Genomic DNA, 17,456 nt, shown 5'->3' with positions numbered 1-17,456 from the left:
TATAGCATATAAAAAATGTTTTTAAAAACATTTTATGTTATTCATGATAAATAAATGATATAATAATGCATGAGGTGAATTTTATGAACGAAAACGAATTAAAAAGTATTGAAAGATATTTCAATAAATTCAATGAAGATGCTGCTTCTTTCAATGAATTTGAAGCAAATGATTTTATTAAATTATTAAAAAACAATGGTAGAAATGATGATGCAATTGAAGTAGGAAATACATTTTTACAAATGGCTCCTTCTTTAAAAGGATATATTAATCAATATGGGTATGCTTTATATAATAAGTTTATTAATATTGATGATGAAAAAATAAAAGAAAAAGAAAGTTTATTCTTTGATATCCTTGAAGATATTTTAGGTATTTGTAAACAAGAAAAATATTCTCCTGTTGAACCAGCAATTAATAGAGCAATTAAATATGCATTAAATCAAACTCCAATCAATTATGATTTAATGATCAAAATGCTTAATAAATTAGATGTTAGATTATTATCTGATAAACCTTTTGTTAATAACGAAGGTAGAGAATTTGAATCTTTCAAAGAAAGATACTTTAGATTAAAAGTACGTGCTTTATTTGAAACAAAACAATATAAAGCATGTGTAGAATGTGCAAATCAAGCATTAGCTACACCACTTAAATGGCATTATAACGCTTTACAATGGATCAAATATTATAGAGGATGTGCTTTATTAGAATTAAAAGAATATGATGAAGCTAATAGAGAATTTATTTCTTTACATAATCGTATTAAAGGAGTTAACTTCTACGAAGTTTTATATAAAACAAATGCTACTGTTGGTAAAGTAAAAGAAGCAAATGCTTATTTACTTTATGAATTCTTTGAAAACGGTTATGCCCTTGAACAACTTCCTTTATATCAAAGATTAAATGAAGCTGTTGAAAATAGTGGTAATGAATTATTAATTAAAGTGGTTCATTCATTTATTAAAGCATTATGTAATGAAAATCAAAAAGAATGTGACTTTACAATCGATGTAAAATATCAAGGTAAAGATTCAAGTAGTTTATATGATGAAATGTATGATTTAATCATGTCACATCTTGATAGTTTAGTTACTCGTAAGTCAGGTAAAGTTGTTTATTACAATGAACAAAATCAATTTGGTAATATTTCTGTTTATGATCATGATCCTATCTTCTTTAGACAAGCAGATTTTGCTTACGATGAAGAAGTAGAAAGAAATATTCGTGTTAATTATACTGTTTTACCTACTTATGATAGTAAAAAACAAAGATTAACTGAAAAAGCAATTTTAGTAACTATTGATGATAGTGACTATGACTTTATTAATAGATAAGCCTAGATGAAATGATAAGACCTTCATAGGATACTATGGAGGTCTTTTATGTTATCAAATTCACAACTTTTTTTACTTGCTTTAGTACTTTCTATTTTTAACTGGCTCATGACTTTTTTAGGGTCAAGTCTTGTTTATTTTGTTAAAAGTAAAAGTCAAAAACTTGTCAGTATTGCTTTAGGTTTAGCTGCTGGTATTATGATTGCTGCTACTTTCTTTTCATTGCTTCTTCCAGCAATCCAACAAGTTGAAGATCATCTACTTTTACTTTTTTTGATTCCACTTGTCTTTTTTAGCGGTGGCTTATTTTTAAGATTATGTGATAAATTTCTTCCCCATGAACATATTATTTCTCATCAAAAAGAAGGTCCTACAAATACTCTTTCTAAAAATAAACTTTTATTACTAGCAATGACCTTACACAATATTCCCGAAGGTTTAGCGGTTGGAATTGCCATTGCAAGCGTTAAAACTAATCTTGTTCCTGCCCTTATTTTATCTATTGGTATTGGTATCCAAAACTTTCCTGAAGGTACGGCCATTTCTTTACCTTTACATGAAAGTGGTATCTCACGTTTTAAAGCAATGATGTATGGTCAATATTCTGCCCTTGTAGAAATTCCAAGTGCACTTTTAGGTTTTTTATTTGCTCAACTTTTTAGTAGCATTCTCCCTTTTGCTTTAAGCTTTGCAGCTGGAGCGATGATGTTTGTTTGTATCGAAGAACTGATTCCTGAAGCAAATGCCTTAAAAGAAGTAGATGTTGGTACGATGAGTTTTATGGTAGGATTTATGATCATGATGATGTTGGATATTATGTTTGGATAGTTATTTTTTTATCACATAAAGACCCTTTTTTTCTAAAACACAATAAAGCACATCTTCTATATGAGAAATGTGTTTTTTCTTTAATTCATTTTTCAACCACGCTTCATCTTTATTTAAAATTTGAAGTGCTTCTTGATTAATACAGCCATCACTGATCAATGCATCAGGTAAAAGTGTTTGACTTTCTTGTTTTGGAATAACCGATAAAGAACCATTTGTTTCTAGAATAGCAAAATCCACTTTAGAAACACTATCGATATCACTTACTCTTAAATGATGACATAAATCATCTATACTATAGCGTAATTTTTTCATATTTTGATATTGTATCTTTCCTCTATAAATGATATAACACGGTCTTCCTTCAAAAAAATCTCTCAATTTTTTTGAACGCATCGTAATAAAAGATTCTATTCTATCTAAAATAATGAGTGTCAGTGTGGCTATCACACTATCTAAAACAGACAAATCTTGTGTTTCTAAAGACATTGTAGTGATTTCAGAAATCACTAAAAAAACAACAAAATCAAAAACATTGAGTTGACTAAATTCTTTTTTTCCAAAAAGCCTAAGTAAAACTGTTAGATAGATATACATAAAAATACTAATGATAAATATTTTAAACATATGTTCTCCGTTCTACTTACTCTTTTTTTTCATATTCTCTATTAGGAGGTTTCTATGAAAAGAAAGTTAATGCCTTATTTATTATCTTATGCATTTTTATTTGTAAGTTATTTAATCATTAGTTTTATTATGGCTATTCTTTTTTCTTTTATGCATGTTTCATCTTTTATTTATCAATTACTGATTACTTTTTTTAGTTATCTTATCTTAGTTGTTTTCACTTTTATTTTTTATAAAATGGTAAAAGAAAAGCCATTGATCCACGGAATGACCCTTTCAATGACTTATTTAATTATTCAATTTATATTTCATTTAAAAGATATAAATATTCAAATTTTAATAAAACCTTTATTTGTTTTTATTATTTATTATTTACTTTATTATATAAAGAAAAAACAACAATAACTTGTTGTTTTATGCAGTAAATTCAATATCTACAATTTTTACATCATATGCTTCAGCAACCCCAACAGTCACGATTTCATTAACTCCATGACCAATAAGTGCTTTAGCAAGTGGTGATTCATTTGAAATCTTACCATTAACAGGATCAGTTTCGAAAGAACCTACAATTGTATATTTTTCTTCTTCAGGATCATCTAAAGATAAATCTAAAATTGTAACTGTTGTCCCAGGTTTAACAACATTTAAATCCATTTGTTCTTCAGAAATGATTTCTGCATTTTGAAGCATATATTCAATTTCTTTAATTCTTTGTTCGATTTGAGCTTGTTTATCTCTAGCTGCATCATAATCAGCGTTTTCTGATAAGTCACCTTGAGAACGAGCTAATTGTAATTCTTCAATGACTCTAGGTCTTTCAACATTAATTAAATTATCTCTTTCTTCTTCAAGTTTTTCTACACCAGATTTCGTAAGTAATACTTTATCTTTATCCATTTTAAGTCACCTCGTAATCAATAATATAGCATATTTATATCTAAATATCTAGTCTATTTTTATGAATCATAAGCATATTTATTCAAATCATTTTGAATAAGTGCTCTTGCTACAATATTTAATCCAAATATTCCTAAAATCAAATAAACAAGAGCACGATAATTATCTACCATTTCTCCTTGATAAGTTTGAAAATCACTTAATCTCTCTCCAACTTTATACAACCAATAAAGTTCATATAAACCTAAAGTAATAATACTTAAAATCAAGACTTTAAAACCTGAAGAATCCTCTTCTCCAGTAAGTGTATTGACATCACTGGCAAGACAATAAAGCCAATAAAGTCCATAAATTCCAAACGTAACAATTGATAAAATAATACACATTGGAATACTACGTCTAGAAATTGCATAATCTACTCTATGTTGATTAAATTCATATTCATTAAATGTTTTCGTTCCACAATAAGGGCAATAACGTTCTCCATCTTTAATTTTTCGACCACAATTTGTACAATACATCTTTTACTCCTTAGCATCAATAACACTTGAAATCTTAGTAATTAAAAGATCGATGGCTACTGTATTATTTCCCCCTTCAGGGATAATGATATGTGCATATTTTTTTGAAGGTTCAACGAATTGTTCATGCATTGGTCTTACTGTTTCTAAATATTGATTACATACTGAATCAATAGAACGTCCTCTTTCTTCAATATCACGTTTTAAACGACGAATAAAACGAATATCAGCATCTGTATCTACAAAGACAAGAATATCACATAAATCTCTAATTTTTTCATCATATAAAACAAATAATCCTTCTAAAATATAAACATCTCTTGGTGTAATTGTTTCAACAACATCACTTCTTGTATGTTGAGTATAATCATATGTAGGTTTAGAAATTGATTTTCCTTCTTTTAATTGTTTTAATTGTTCTACAAGTAAATCATTATCAAAAGCAAAAGGATGATCGTAGTTTGTTTTAACTCTTTCTTCAAAAGAAAGATGACTTTGATCTTTATAATAATCATCTTGTTTGATAATACATGTTGTATGACTTCCTTTAAAAAATTCATACACTTGTCTAGAAATAGATGTCTTTCCTGAAGCACTTCCTCCAGCAATACCAATAATAATACTATTTTTCATTTGTTAAAACCTTCCTTCCCATATCAAATTCAGACAATGGTTGCTCACATTTTAAATAAAGAATTTCCATTGGATGATTTGCTACTTCAACTGATTCTCTATCTTCATTATATATTTCTTTAACTTCAATTAAAACATTTTCATGATGTGGTGAGAAAAATTCAATTCGATCTCCCACTTTAAAATAATTTCTTTGTTCAATCATAACTTCATGTTTATCTACATCATAACTTAATACACGCGCACAAAAATCTTGTGTAGGATGCTCATCTCTTTGATTATAGAGTTGATAATCACTGTTTGGAACATCTTTAAAGAAGCCTGTACATAAAGCGCGATTGGCTGCCTTTTCAATTTCTTTTCGATAACCATTTTTATCAAAGTTTTCAGGATCATCACAATACGTATCAATCAATTTACGATAAGTAGATACAACAGTTGCAATATAATGCAATGACTTCATTCTTCCTTCTATCTTAAAAGAATCAATCCCTAATTCAATAAGTTTAGGTAATTCATCTACTAAAGACATATCTTTACTTGACATACTAAAAGGAACAATTTCATCATGATTTAACTGTTGATCTTTTTCAAAAATATCATAATACCATCGACAAGATTGCGAACATCCTCCACGATTGGCATCTCTTCTTGAAAAATAATTAGATAACATACATCTTCCAGAATAATGGATACACATAGCTCCATGAATGAAATACTCTAAATCAATATCAACCTTTTCTCTTACTTCTTTTAGATCTTGATAATCTACTTCTCTTGCAAAAACGACACGGTCAACACCTAAATTTTCATAAAAACGAATCGCACTGGTATTCATAGTAGATAGTTGAGTAGAAACATGGACTTCTAATTTTAAATGCAATTTTTTTGCTAAAGACATAATATAAGGATCTGCTACAATAATTGCATCTACTCCAATTTCATCTAGCTTTAAAAGATATTCTTCTAATCCCTTTAAATTGTCTTCATGTAAAATAATATTACATGTTACATGGATAGCCGCATGATGTGTATGGGCAAATTCTACAGCTTCTTGAATGTCTTCTAAAGAAAAGTTAGAAGCACTTGAGCGTAAAGAAAACTCTTTTCCACCTATAAAAACTGCATCTGCACCATATAAAATAGCTACTTTTAGTTTTTCTAAATTACCTGCTGGCGCAAGTAACTCTGGCTTTTTAACAATGACTCTTTTTCCATTAATAACTTGACTAACTTCTCTCATTTTCTTCTCTCTTTCTTACATCAGAAATTTTATAAACAGTTGAATCAAATAAAAAACTATGGTAGTAATGAACATTTGGTGTTAAACGATAAAGTAATTGCATCAACTCTATTGATTCTTTACTGTATGTTTGATTTTTAATTGCTTCTATAGCTTGTATATAAAGATGTGTAATTTCTAATAAATCTGTTTCATTTATATATTGACCATCAATATATAAATAATCAAAATCATTGAATTGATTAAGAACATCTAGTGCACACATTTGATTAGTTGAAGTAATGTGGGTTCCATATTGATCTTCATAAATATGACAATGGTCCTCTACACCATTGGCTTTGATTTCAATTTGTGCCTCTTTATCTACATTAAAATCAAGATGTGTATACTCTTTATAATTAGACAATAACTTTCTTTTTGAATAAGCCATATATTCAACCCCATGTACTTGAACCATTGTTTTTAATTTACAATTTTGTCCAATCATTTGTTTTTCTTTTAGCGGGATTTCTCTTGCTAGAAAAGCGCCATCTATTCCTTGTTCTTTTAAAACAGATAATGTGAGATGATTTGTATTTAATGTTTCTGGATCATAGATTTTTTCAAATGAATATCCTTTTTCATTACAAATTTGTAAAACTCCAAAATCTTGAAAAATAATCCCATCTATTTGACATTCATTTAATTTATCTAAATGATTCTTTAAATCATCTAAATATTTTTGTTCAACTAACGCATTAACTAAAACAAATAAACGAATCATTGGATATTTTTCCTTTATTTCTTTTAATTCTATATAATCAACTGTTAAAGCTTGTCGACATGAAAATTGATTTGTTCCTACAATAAAATCATGGACACCTAAATCCAAATAATCATAAAGATATGATAAACTATTTATATTAATTGTTAATGACACTTATTTCACTTCCTTTTTATTACACAAATTCCATCACCTACACCATAATAAGTGACTTGATATTCTTCATGATTGAAAATCCAATCTTTAAATCTTTTAATTTTTTTAACAAGTTGTTTTGTGTTTCTATTTTTAATATGATCAATATCAAAAATCATCCCATGAAAATCTAGATTATCAACAATGCAAATTCCATTTTTTTGAACTAAAGGCATGTATTTTTCAAAGAATTTTTGATATTGTGCTTTCGCTGCATCAATAAATAAACAATCAAATTCTTGGTATTTTAAATCATTGATATCAAATGTTAATGCATCATCATGGTGGATTTCTATTTGATCTTCTAATTGTTGTTCTTTAATGTTTTGAATAGCTTCAAGATAACGTGCATCATCTAATTCAATTGTTTCAACTACAAAATCATCTATATTTGAAACCATCATCATTGCTGAATAACCAATGGCACTGCCAATTTCAAGACAGCGATGACATTGATGTTCATTGAATGTTTGTATTAAAAATTCCAAACCCTCTTTTTCCATGACTGGAATATTTCTTTCTCTTGCACTTTTTTCTATTTCATCAAAATACTTCATTTTAATACCACTTATTACTATTTACATTTGCTTGATGTTCTTGATATGTTTTCGCATATAAAACTTTTCCATCTTTTGTTGCAAAGAAATAATAATACTCACTTTCCTTATAATTTAAAACATTTTTTATAATTCCTGTTGAAATCGAACTAATAGGACCAACAGGTAAACCATTATATTTATATGTATTATATTTTGTATCTTTATTTAAATCTGTATGTTTAACATCAATTTTTACTTCTTGATTTCCATAATTAACAGTGACATCACATTGTAATGGCATTTGTTTATTTAAACGATTAATTAAAACACCACAAACAAGTTGCCTATCTTCGTCATTGACTGGTGATTCTCTTTGAACAATAGATGATAATGTCATAAATTGGTGAACTGTTAATGGTTGTGAGTTCACTTTAAAATCTAATATTTGTGTTTTATATTTTTCTAGATGTTTTTGTGTTTGATCTAACATCATTTTTGTAATACTTTCAATCGTATCTTCTTGTGTTAGAAAATAAGTTTCTGGTGCTAAATATCCTTCCAATGGATAATAAATACCATCACTTAAAATATCATCTGTTAAAAACCAATATTTTTTAATTAACTTTTGAAGATATGTTTGATCTGTCCATTTTTGAATGATCTCATTATAATCTATTCCTGTTTGTTTAGAAATAATAGAAGCATATTCAGGAATTGTTTGTCCATCTAAAACTGTTATTTTAGTATTAGAAATATATTTTTTATCTTTTCCTTCAATTGCTTTAAAAATTGTTTTTAAATCCATTTTTTTATTTAAAATATAAACATTACTTTTAAAATCATGTTGATTCATTTTTAAATATATTTTGGCACATGTAGAACTTTTTATAAGTTTATTTTTATCTAATATCTTAATAATATCATTTCCACTACTACCTTTAGGAATAGTGACGATCACTTCCTTATTTTTAGAAGATGTAGCCTTGATTCCTTGCTTATAATATACAAAACTTCCAATAAATAAAACAACAATAAAAATAATAATACCTAATACTATTTTAATCTTCATATCTAATTTCTTTTTTTCCATGTTGAGTCCTCACCTTGTATCATTATATGTTATTTTTTGTCGATATTCAACCAAAGAAAAAAGGCAAATAAATTGCCTTAGAAATTATTAATAAATGGTGTTAAGCAAACAGGTTCATTTACCATACAGCTATATTCAGTTTCATAAACTTGTCCACCTTTTTCCTTACCAAAACGATAAGATTCAACAATTCCACCTTTTTGACAAGCCACAACGATCCATTCATTTCCTTCTTCATTATAAACAAGCATATCTACTGGATCATAAGAAGTATCTTCAAAGTCAATATATGTAAGAGTTCCATCTTCATTGACTTCGAACAACACAAGAGAATCATGTCCTTTATTAATTGCATATAAATGACTATCATCACTATTAAATTTAATATCACTTAAAGAACTTACAAGTTCAGGATCATCATCTTTTGGATAACTATCGATTGTTTGAATTAATTCAAAGTTTAAATGATCATATTTATAAACACAAATTGTACTGTTTAATTCATTCATTACATAAGCACGATCACCTTTTTGATTAAAAATCATTTTTTTAGGACCACAACCTGATTCTAATTGTAATGTATGTACATTATCTAATGTTAATGTTCCATCTTCACCAACATCAAAGAAACATACTTGATCTAACCCTAAACAAACAACATAAAGTTTATCTTCATCTGGTAAAAAACTCACATATGTAGGATATGGTTGTGCTTGTTTAACAGGATCTTTTCCACTTCCATTCAACTTAAAATGAGAAATACATTTTACAAGTTTTTTCTTAATAATAGAAATTACCGAAATTTCACTATTAAAATAATCAACACAGAATACTTTATCAGCAGTTTCTACATCACCATTTGCACAAGCATGCACATATGTCTTTCCTTTATCTGTCACACGTGAAGCAAGTGCTAATGTTTCAGCAGTTGCTGCATAAGAACAAATTCCTCCATCATCTACAGAACCTGTTCTATTTCTATAAGTAATACATGAAAAACGTCCATAATTGAATGCATAAACTGGATCCGTTGGTGTTACAAAATATTTTTTAAATATCAACTCTCCATTTTCCACATCGATTTGAAATGTATAGATTCCTCTTGTTTGTTTATTTCCTAAAGAATTAGCAAAAAAACCTTTCGTAATTCTTCTTTTTCCTCCAAATAAATTAAATGCCATTTCTTTCACCTCATTGATTATTCTAATTTCCTTCTATGAACTGTTCATGTCTAAAAAAGGAAAAAGCTAATTTTCATTAGCTTTTATGAATTACAATCTTCATCTTCTCCTTCACAATATTCAGTTTCATCTTCATCTTCTTCTGAAACAAATGATTGGAAAACTTCTTCAACTAATTCCCATTCTTCAGGAGTTTCAATTGGAAATAGTCCACCTTCATCATCAAAGATTGCTGCTTGTGCTTCTGGTTCATCTTTTTCAGGATCGAAGTAAACAACATATTGATGTCCATTTTCTTCATTTTCAAATGTAAATAAAATTTCATACTCTACTTCGTTTCCTAATTCATCAGTTACAACAATTGTATTTTCATCCATAACTTATCCTCTATCTAAGTAACCTTGTAAAATAGCAACTGCCGCCATTTTATCAATTACCTGTTTTCTTTTCTTTCTTGATACATCCGCAAAAAGAAGTTGATTTTCAGCAACTACCGTTGTTAATCTCTCGTCAACTAAGATCACATTGATTCCTTCAATCATTTCTTCTAATTGTTTTTTAAATTCAATTGAAATTTGTCCTCTTTCACCAATATCACCATTCATATGTTTTGGTAAACCTAAAACAATCGTTTCAATATCATTTTCTTCAACAATTTCTTTAACATGTTTTGCACATGTCAAATAATCATCAGGTTTAAAACGAAACGTTTCAACACCATGAGCAATCATTCCTAGAATGTCTGACATGGCAATACCACAAGTTCTAGACCCTAAATCAAGACCTAATACTTTTTTCATTATTCTTTCTCCAAATAAGATTTTACTAATTCTTCAATAATTTCATCTCTTTCAACTTGTTGAATAATATTTCTTGCATTTTTATGAGAAGAGATGTATGCAGGATCATTAGATATGAGATAACCCGCGATTTGATGTACAGCATTGTATCCTCTTTCATTTAAAGCATTGATAACTGTTTTAAGATTACTGCGTATCATTTCTCTACGCATATCTTCTGAACTAAATACTCTTGTTTTTGTTAAATCTTCCATCTAACTCACCCTCTTTTCTATAATATATATTATACCTTATACTGTATTAAATTACAAAATATTTTTTAAAGCACCTTTGATTTTAGAAATATTATCATTGATAGCACATCCACCTTGAGCAAAGTCAGGTTTTCCACCACCACGACCGTCAACAACTTCATTGATTGCTTTAATGATATTTCCTGCTTTATATTGACCAACTAAATCTTTTGACACAGAAACAAAGTACGAACATTTTTCTTCATATTTTGAAACTAAAACAACGATTCCACTTTCTAATTGATCTCTAAAATCAAATGTTAATTGTTTTGCTTTGGCATTTTCTAATTGTTCTTCAACATAAAGAACTTTAACTCCATTGATTTCTTCAATATCATTTGCTTTTGAAGCGGCTTGAATTGCATTTAATTTAGCTGATAATTGTTCAACTTCTACTTTAGCTTCTTTTAATTCCTCTTTTAATGCTTCTACTTTGTTTACAACATCTTTTCTATTTTTAAGATTTAATGTTGAAGCAATTGTATCTACTGTTTCTTTTTCATGAACCATTGCATTATAAGCAGCTAAACCGCTTTGTGCCACAATACGTCTAATTCCACTACCTACAGATTCTTCACTAACGATTTTAAATAAACCAATTTCAGAACTGTTTAAAACATGGCAACCACCACATAATTCAATAGAGTAATCTCCAATGTTGACAACACGAACAACATCTCCGTATTTTTCATCAAATAAAGCCATTGCCCCTGATGCTAAAGCTTCTTCTTTTGTCATATTTTTAATAACAACAGGACGTCCTTCAAAAACAATTTGATTAACTTTTTCTTCAATTTCTTTTAATAATTCAGCAGAAATTTTTTCAAAATGAGTAAAGTCAAATCTTAAAACTTTATCATCAACATAAGAACCTGCTTGGCTGATATGATCACCTAAAGTTTCTTGTAAAGCTTTTTGTAAAATATGTGTTGCACTATGGTTTGCTGTAATTTGACGACGTTTTTGTTGATCAATTGATAATGTAAAAGTATCACCTAAATGAATAGCTCCTTCTTTTACTTCAACAAAATGCATATGTTGTTTATTTGGTGCATTTAAAGTATTAACAACATTTGCATGTGTTGTCTCATTATCTAATGATCCAGTATCACCACATTGTCCACCCATTTCTGCGTAGAATGGAGTTGTATCAAAGATAACTTCTCCTTTATCAGTGATTTCATCTGTTTTAACACCATCTTTGAATAATCCAATAACTTTTCCTTGGATTGGTGTAGGATCATAAACAAATGTAGAAGGTTCAACAAAAGCCATTAAATCAGGTTTTTGACTTGCCATTGATTCATTGTTATCACGTGATGCACGAGATCTTTCTTGTTGAATTTTTAATTCTTCTTTAAATTCTTCTTCATTAACTGTTAAATTTGATTCTTCAGCGATTTCTAATGTTAATTCAAATGGGAAACCATATGTATCATAAAGTTTGAAAGCATCTTTTCCACTGATTTCTCCATTTTCATTTTTATCAATTAATGATTTTAATAATTTTTCACCATTTAATAATGTTTTATGGAAAGCTTCTTCTTCTTTTTTTACCATTGTTGAAATAAAATCTTGTTTTTCTGGTAAATAATCATAGAAATCTTTCATCATATCACAAACTAATGGTACTAGATCATACATAAATGCTTTTTCAATACCAATTTGTTTACCATAACGAACAGCACGTCTTAAAATACGTCTTAAAACATACCCTCTACCAGCGTTATCAAACATTGCTCCATCAGCTAAAGCAAAAGTTACAGTACGAATATGGTCAGCAATAACACGGTAAGCCATTTTATTTTCTTCATAAGAAACATTGGCTAATTTTTCAGTAGCATGAATGATTGGTAAGAATAAATCAGTATCAAAGTTTGTTTCTCCACCTTGAATAATACTTACTAATCTTTCAAGTCCCATACCAGTATCAATATTTTTTTGTGGAAGTTCTTTATATTCTTTACGATCAATCGCTGGATTACAATCATATTGAGAGAAAACAACGTTCCATACTTCAATATAACGATCATTTTCCATTTCTTCGAAGAATAATTTTTCTCCTAAACCTTCAGGATCATATTTTTCTCCACGGTCATAGAAAATTTCTGAGTCAGGACCACCTGGACCTTCTCCAATTTCCCAGAAGTTTTCATATGTTTTTAAAATATGACTTGGATCTACATGACATACTTCTGTCCAAATACGATAAGCATCTTCATCATCTGTATAAACAGTAACATATAATTTTTCTTTATCAAAACCAATCCATTCTGGACTTGTTAAAAATTCCCAAGCAAATGGAATCGCTTCTTCTTTGAAATAATCTCCAATTGAGAAGTTTCCTAACATTTCAAAGAAAGTATGATGTCTTGCTGTTTTACCAACATTTTCAATATCGTTTGTACGAATTGATTTTTGTGCATTCGCAATACGATTACATGCTGGTTTTTCACTACCATCAAAATATTTTTTTAGTGCAGCAACCCCTGCATTGATCCATAATAAAGTTGGATCGTTATGAGGAATAAGTGATGCACCTGGTTCGATCATATGTCCTTTAGATTTGAAATAATCCAAGAACATTTGTCTAACTTGATTTCCTGTTAATTGTTTCATTTCTTTTCTCCTTTTTTGACAATATAAAAAGCCGTCCTTATCTAGGAACGACTTTATCGCGGTACCATCCTAGTTCATGTAAAAATACATGCCCTTAATTAAACTTTAACGCAGTTCTACGGTAATCATTAATTACTCTCCAAAGTAGCTTTCCTATATATCCTATAAACATTTTCACCCACCATGTTCTCTCTAAAATATTCTATATAGTACTGATCTTTTTCAACGATTTATTTGCATTATACACGAAATACAAAAGTATTTCAATATCTTACATTTTTTCTTTAATTGTTTCCATAACATGGCAACCACATTCAGTTTCACTAAATAGAAGTGCTAATGATGTAAGAGTTAATGCCATAATAATATTATTGCGTTTCATTTTATCACCTCTATTTGAGTATGTCTTTATTTTATAAAATTATACAGTTTCATCATCATTTAAAAAATCTGTAATATTTTGTTTAAGTTCTTGATTATATGAAGATTCTTCATATGTTTCAACATTTTTATTTTGATTGATTTTACTTACTAATGTTGTTTTTCTTTTACTATCAGAAATATTTTTTATACCATAAAGAAAAGCTTGTGGATTACCTAAAATAAATAAAGCTTGTTTAGCTCTTGTTAGACCTGTATAAATCAAATTTCTTTTAAGCATAATATAATAATCATTTAAAACAGGCATAATAACAATTTTAAACTCATTTCCTTGAGCTTTATGAATTGACATACAATAAGCCAATGTAAAAGTCATAAAATCTTTTGATGTATATTCGACTAAATTACCATCATAATCAACAATAAGCGTATCTTCTAAATATTCAAAACCATCTTTACGGTTAATTTCAACTAAAACACCTATATCACCATTATAAATATCATCATCTGGTCTATTCTTTAACTGTAAGATCTTATCTCCTTCTCGATAAACTTTCTGTCCAATACGATATTCTTCTTGATGATTCTTAGGATTAAAAATTTCCTGTAAAGCCAAATTTAAAGCATTGATTCCTGCGACACCTTGATAAATTGGTGCTAAAACTTGTATATCATTTTGATCATAGCCATTTTCTATTGCTTTTTTTACAATTGTTGTCACATTTTTAATAATTTCAAAATTGGTACTATTATAAAAATGAATATCTTTATATTGTTCAAACAATGATAAATCATTCACTTCTTGATGAATTAATTGATGTGCCAATTGCACAATTCCTGAATCTTTTGATTGACGATAAATCTCATCCAATTCAATAACTTTTAATTGACTTTCAATAAAATCTTTTAAAACATTTCCTGGTGCTACTGAAGGAAGTTGATGATAATCACCAATAAACAACACTTTATGAACACGTCTGCTTGCATCAAACAATTTAGATAAAAGTAAGCTATCAACCATCGAAAATTCATCAATAATTAAAACTTGACTACTTAAAGGATTATTTCGATTCATCGCAAATGAATTTTTATGTAAATCCCATTTAAGTTCTCGATGAATCGTACAAGCATCCAAACCTGTTAATTCACTTAATCTTTTCGCTGCTCTTCCTGTAGGTGCTACCAGAGAAATTGCATCTTCTGGATAAAGTGTTCGATAGATTTGAATCAGCGCTTTAACAACCGTTGTTTTCCCCGTTCCTGGTCCTCCGGTTAAAATCATCATTGGATATTTTAAAAAGTATTCGATTGCTTCTTTTTGTTTTGTTGAATAGACAATACCAAATTTATCCTGATAGTTATCAAGCAGTCTTTCTAATTCATTTTCATCATAAAATTCTTCTGGATAATCATTTATTTTGTGTAAAAAATTTGCAATGATTTCTTCACTTTCATAAAGCTCTTCATCATAATAATATTCTCCTTCTTTGATAACTCTTCCTTCTTCTACTAAAGTATTGAGATATTCATCAAAAACCTCATCATCAATATGATAAATAATTTTATGAAAAGCTTTTTTTATTTCCTCATAAAATACATACATACTTCCTGATGAAAAACAACTTTGTTTAATACTATAAATAACCCCTGCTTTTAAACGATCTGGGTTATCTAAAGTTCCTCCTGTTTTTAAAGCAAGTTCATCTGCTGTTTTAAAACCAATACCATCAATGTCTTCTACTAATTGATATGGATGATTTTGTAAAATTTCTAATGTTTTTTCTTTATAAGTTTCTTGAATAATACCAATATGTCTTAAAGAAATACCATGGCCCATAAAGAATTGTGTGACTTCTTGATCATAATCATTAGAAGTCAATACTTCATAAATAAGTTCTCTTTTAGCCACTGTCATTCCTTTAACTAAATCTAAATGATGTTTATCTTCTTTGATTAAAGAAAGTGCATTTTCTCCTAATGCATCAACAATGTATTTTGCTTGTGTAGGACCAATTCCTTTAAATAATGGACTTGATAAATATTTAATGATTTCTTCTTCATCTGTACTCAATACAATTTCATAATGATCTAATTTAAATTGTTGACCATATTTAGGATGAATTTCAAAATCACCATAAAAAGCATATTTATCATAATCATTAAAATTTGACATATAGCCATTCATTGTTAAAAGTTCCTGATCTTCCTCTACTTCTAATAATGCAACTATATAATGAGAAGATTCGCTATAATAGCGAATCTTTCTAATATATCCTGTATATTTTAACATTATAGATATTCAATCTCTTTTCCGTCTTTATAGACTTTTTCAATCGTTCCTCCACCTAAACAAACATCTCCATCGTAGAAAACAGCTGCTTGTCCTGGAGTTACAGATTTAACAGGTTGATCAAATTCTAATTTTACAGTATTTTCATCAATAAAAGTGAGAGTTACTGGATTATCTTTTTGACGATATCTAAACTTTGTATTACATTTAATAGCTTCTTGAGGTTTAATACTTGGTATCCAGTTAACATCTGTAATTAAAGCACCTGTAGACATTAACCAATCATTTTGGTCACCTTGACAAATATATAAAATATTTTGATCATAGTTTTTCCCAACAACAAACCAAGCGTCACCTGAACCACCAATACCTAAACCTTTTCTTTGACCAATCGTATAGTACATAATTCCAATATGATCACCAATCACTTTACCAGTTTGAATATCAACCATCTTTCCAGGTTTTGCTGGAATATAATTTTGTAAGAATTGTTTAAAGTCTCTTTCTCCAATAAAACAAATTCCTGTACTATCTTTTTTATGAGCTACCGGTAAATCTAATTCTTCAGCAATTTTTCTAACTTTTTGTTTTGTAATATTTCCTAAAGGAAATAAAGAAGCTTGTAATTGTTTTTGATTAAGTTGACATAAAAAGTATGTTTGATCTTTATTTTGATCAATTCCTTTTAACATCACTGAATCTTTACCTTCATGATGTTCAACACGCGCATAATGTCCTGTTGCGATAAAATCTGCATTAAGTTCTTCAGCGTATTCTAAAAACGCTTTGAATTTAATATGTTTGTTACATAAAATATCAGGATTTGGTGTTCTTCCTTTAGCATATTCATCAATAAAATACGTAAAAACTTTATCCCAATATTCTTTAATAAAATCGACTCTTCTAATTTCTATTCCAAGATGTTTAGCTACTGCTTTAGCATCATTATAATCTTGTTCTTGAGGACAAATATCGTTATCATTTGTGGGATTACCTAAAATATCATTATTTAATTGGCTATCCCAGTTTCGCATAAATACGCCAATAACTTCATATCCTTGTTGTTTAAGTAAATAAGCTGCTACAGCAGAGTCAACACCTCCACTTAATCCTAAAACGACTCTTTTTTTCATAATCGTCCTCCTTCTCGTGTATTATATCAAAAACAAAATTAAAGTAAAACAATAAGACACAATAATAGCCCCTTAAAGGGGCT

18 protein-coding genes and 1 other annotated feature are annotated in these 17,456 nt (G+C 28.5%); of the genes, 3 read left to right on the top strand and 15 right to left on the bottom strand.

What is annotated here, in order from left to right; all coding sequences use genetic code 11:
* The first annotated feature begins 83 nt into the window (after positions 1-83).
* Both LJD32_RS06565 and LJD32_RS06560 read left to right on the top strand, forming a co-directional pair.
* Entirely contained in the window at positions 84-1,337 is a 1,254-nt protein-coding gene (locus LJD32_RS06565; protein ID WP_175300733.1) for a hypothetical protein, read from the top strand.
* A gap of 48 nt (positions 1,338-1,385) precedes the next feature.
* Positions 1,386-2,165, top strand: a complete 780-nt coding sequence (locus LJD32_RS06560) for a ZIP family metal transporter (protein WP_032091359.1) — start codon at positions 1,386-1,388, stop codon at positions 2,163-2,165.
* On the opposite strand, the gene LJD32_RS06555 is transcribed toward LJD32_RS06560, so the two are convergent.
* Entirely contained in the window at positions 2,166-2,792 is a 627-nt protein-coding gene (locus tag LJD32_RS06555) for a DUF421 domain-containing protein (RefSeq protein WP_107029302.1), read from the bottom strand.
* 54 nt (positions 2,793-2,846) lie between these two features.
* On the opposite strand from LJD32_RS06555, the gene LJD32_RS06550 reads away from it, so the two are divergent.
* Positions 2,847-3,197 carry a hypothetical protein gene (locus tag LJD32_RS06550; protein ID WP_032091361.1) on the top strand — a complete coding sequence of 117 codons (351 nt, stop codon included), beginning with the start codon at positions 2,847-2,849 and terminating at the stop codon, positions 3,195-3,197.
* 9 nt (positions 3,198-3,206) lie between these two features.
* Here LJD32_RS06550 and greA read toward each other — a convergent pair whose 3' ends face one another.
* The 14 genes from greA to mnmA form a co-directional block, all read right to left on the bottom strand.
* Positions 3,207-3,692 carry a transcription elongation factor GreA gene (gene greA / locus LJD32_RS06545; protein WP_022001124.1) on the bottom strand — a complete coding sequence of 162 codons (486 nt, stop codon included), beginning with the start codon at positions 3,690-3,692 and terminating at the stop codon, positions 3,207-3,209.
* A 59-nt stretch (positions 3,693-3,751) separates the two neighbouring features.
* Entirely contained in the window at positions 3,752-4,213 is a 462-nt protein-coding gene (locus tag LJD32_RS06540; protein WP_081919061.1) for a DUF4234 domain-containing protein, read from the bottom strand.
* Positions 4,214-4,216: 3 nt separating this feature from the next.
* Positions 4,217-4,846 (bottom strand): uridine kinase, encoded by a 630-nt coding sequence (gene udk / locus LJD32_RS06535; RefSeq protein ID WP_022001126.1) that lies wholly within the window; start codon positions 4,844-4,846, stop codon positions 4,217-4,219.
* On the bottom strand, positions 4,836-6,089 hold the full coding sequence (locus LJD32_RS06530; RefSeq protein ID WP_032091362.1) for a peptidase U32 family protein: 1,254 nt from the start codon (positions 6,087-6,089) through the stop codon (positions 4,836-4,838). The genes udk and LJD32_RS06530 overlap by 11 nt, the downstream gene beginning before the upstream one ends.
* Entirely contained in the window at positions 6,076-7,008 is a 933-nt protein-coding gene (locus LJD32_RS06525) for a peptidase U32 family protein (protein WP_227392143.1), read from the bottom strand. Before LJD32_RS06525 ends, LJD32_RS06530 begins: the two co-directional genes overlap by 14 nt.
* Before the next feature lie 5 nt (positions 7,009-7,013).
* Positions 7,014-7,604: an O-methyltransferase gene (locus LJD32_RS06520; RefSeq protein WP_032091364.1), complete on the bottom strand. Its 591-nt coding sequence runs from the start codon at positions 7,602-7,604 to the stop codon at positions 7,014-7,016.
* A gap of 1 nt (position 7,605) precedes the next feature.
* On the bottom strand, positions 7,606-8,676 hold the full coding sequence (mltG, locus tag LJD32_RS06515) for an endolytic transglycosylase MltG (RefSeq protein ID WP_227392142.1): 1,071 nt from the start codon (positions 8,674-8,676) through the stop codon (positions 7,606-7,608).
* Between the two features lie 77 nt (positions 8,677-8,753).
* Positions 8,754-9,857 (bottom strand): lactonase family protein, encoded by a 1,104-nt coding sequence (locus LJD32_RS06510; RefSeq protein ID WP_227392141.1) that lies wholly within the window; start codon positions 9,855-9,857, stop codon positions 8,754-8,756.
* A gap of 83 nt (positions 9,858-9,940) precedes the next feature.
* Positions 9,941-10,234, bottom strand: a complete 294-nt coding sequence (locus tag LJD32_RS06505) for a DUF1292 domain-containing protein (RefSeq protein ID WP_052011100.1) — start codon at positions 10,232-10,234, stop codon at positions 9,941-9,943.
* Positions 10,235-10,237: 3 nt separating this feature from the next.
* Entirely contained in the window at positions 10,238-10,657 is a 420-nt protein-coding gene (ruvX, locus tag LJD32_RS06500; RefSeq protein WP_119363208.1) for a Holliday junction resolvase RuvX, read from the bottom strand.
* Complete coding sequence (locus LJD32_RS06495; protein ID WP_022001134.1) at positions 10,657-10,911, bottom strand: IreB family regulatory phosphoprotein; 255 nt, start codon at positions 10,909-10,911, stop codon at positions 10,657-10,659. Before LJD32_RS06495 ends, ruvX begins: the two co-directional genes overlap by 1 nt.
* Positions 10,912-10,962: 51 nt before the next feature.
* Positions 10,963-13,569: an alanine--tRNA ligase gene (alaS, locus tag LJD32_RS06490; protein WP_175300730.1), complete on the bottom strand. Its 2,607-nt coding sequence runs from the start codon at positions 13,567-13,569 to the stop codon at positions 10,963-10,965.
* Positions 13,570-13,609: 40 nt separating this feature from the next.
* Positions 13,610-13,804: a binding site (T-box leader), on the bottom strand.
* A gap of 186 nt (positions 13,805-13,990) precedes the next feature.
* Complete coding sequence (locus LJD32_RS06485) at positions 13,991-16,240, bottom strand: ATP-dependent RecD-like DNA helicase (RefSeq protein WP_227392140.1); 2,250 nt, start codon at positions 16,238-16,240, stop codon at positions 13,991-13,993.
* A complete protein-coding gene (gene mnmA / locus LJD32_RS06480; RefSeq protein ID WP_032091368.1) occupies positions 16,240-17,373 on the bottom strand; it encodes a tRNA 2-thiouridine(34) synthase MnmA in 1,134 nt (377 codons plus the stop codon). Before mnmA ends, LJD32_RS06485 begins: the two co-directional genes overlap by 1 nt.
* Between the last annotated feature and the right edge of the window lie 83 nt (positions 17,374-17,456).

The sequence above is a fragment of the Faecalibacillus sp. TM498 genome (genome assembly GCF_020589955.1).
GTDB lineage: Bacteria > Bacillota_I > Bacilli_A > Erysipelotrichales > Coprobacillaceae > Faecalibacillus > Faecalibacillus intestinalis.
Note: the sequence above shows the minus strand (reverse complement) of the source record. Positions and strands in the feature narration are given on the sequence as shown.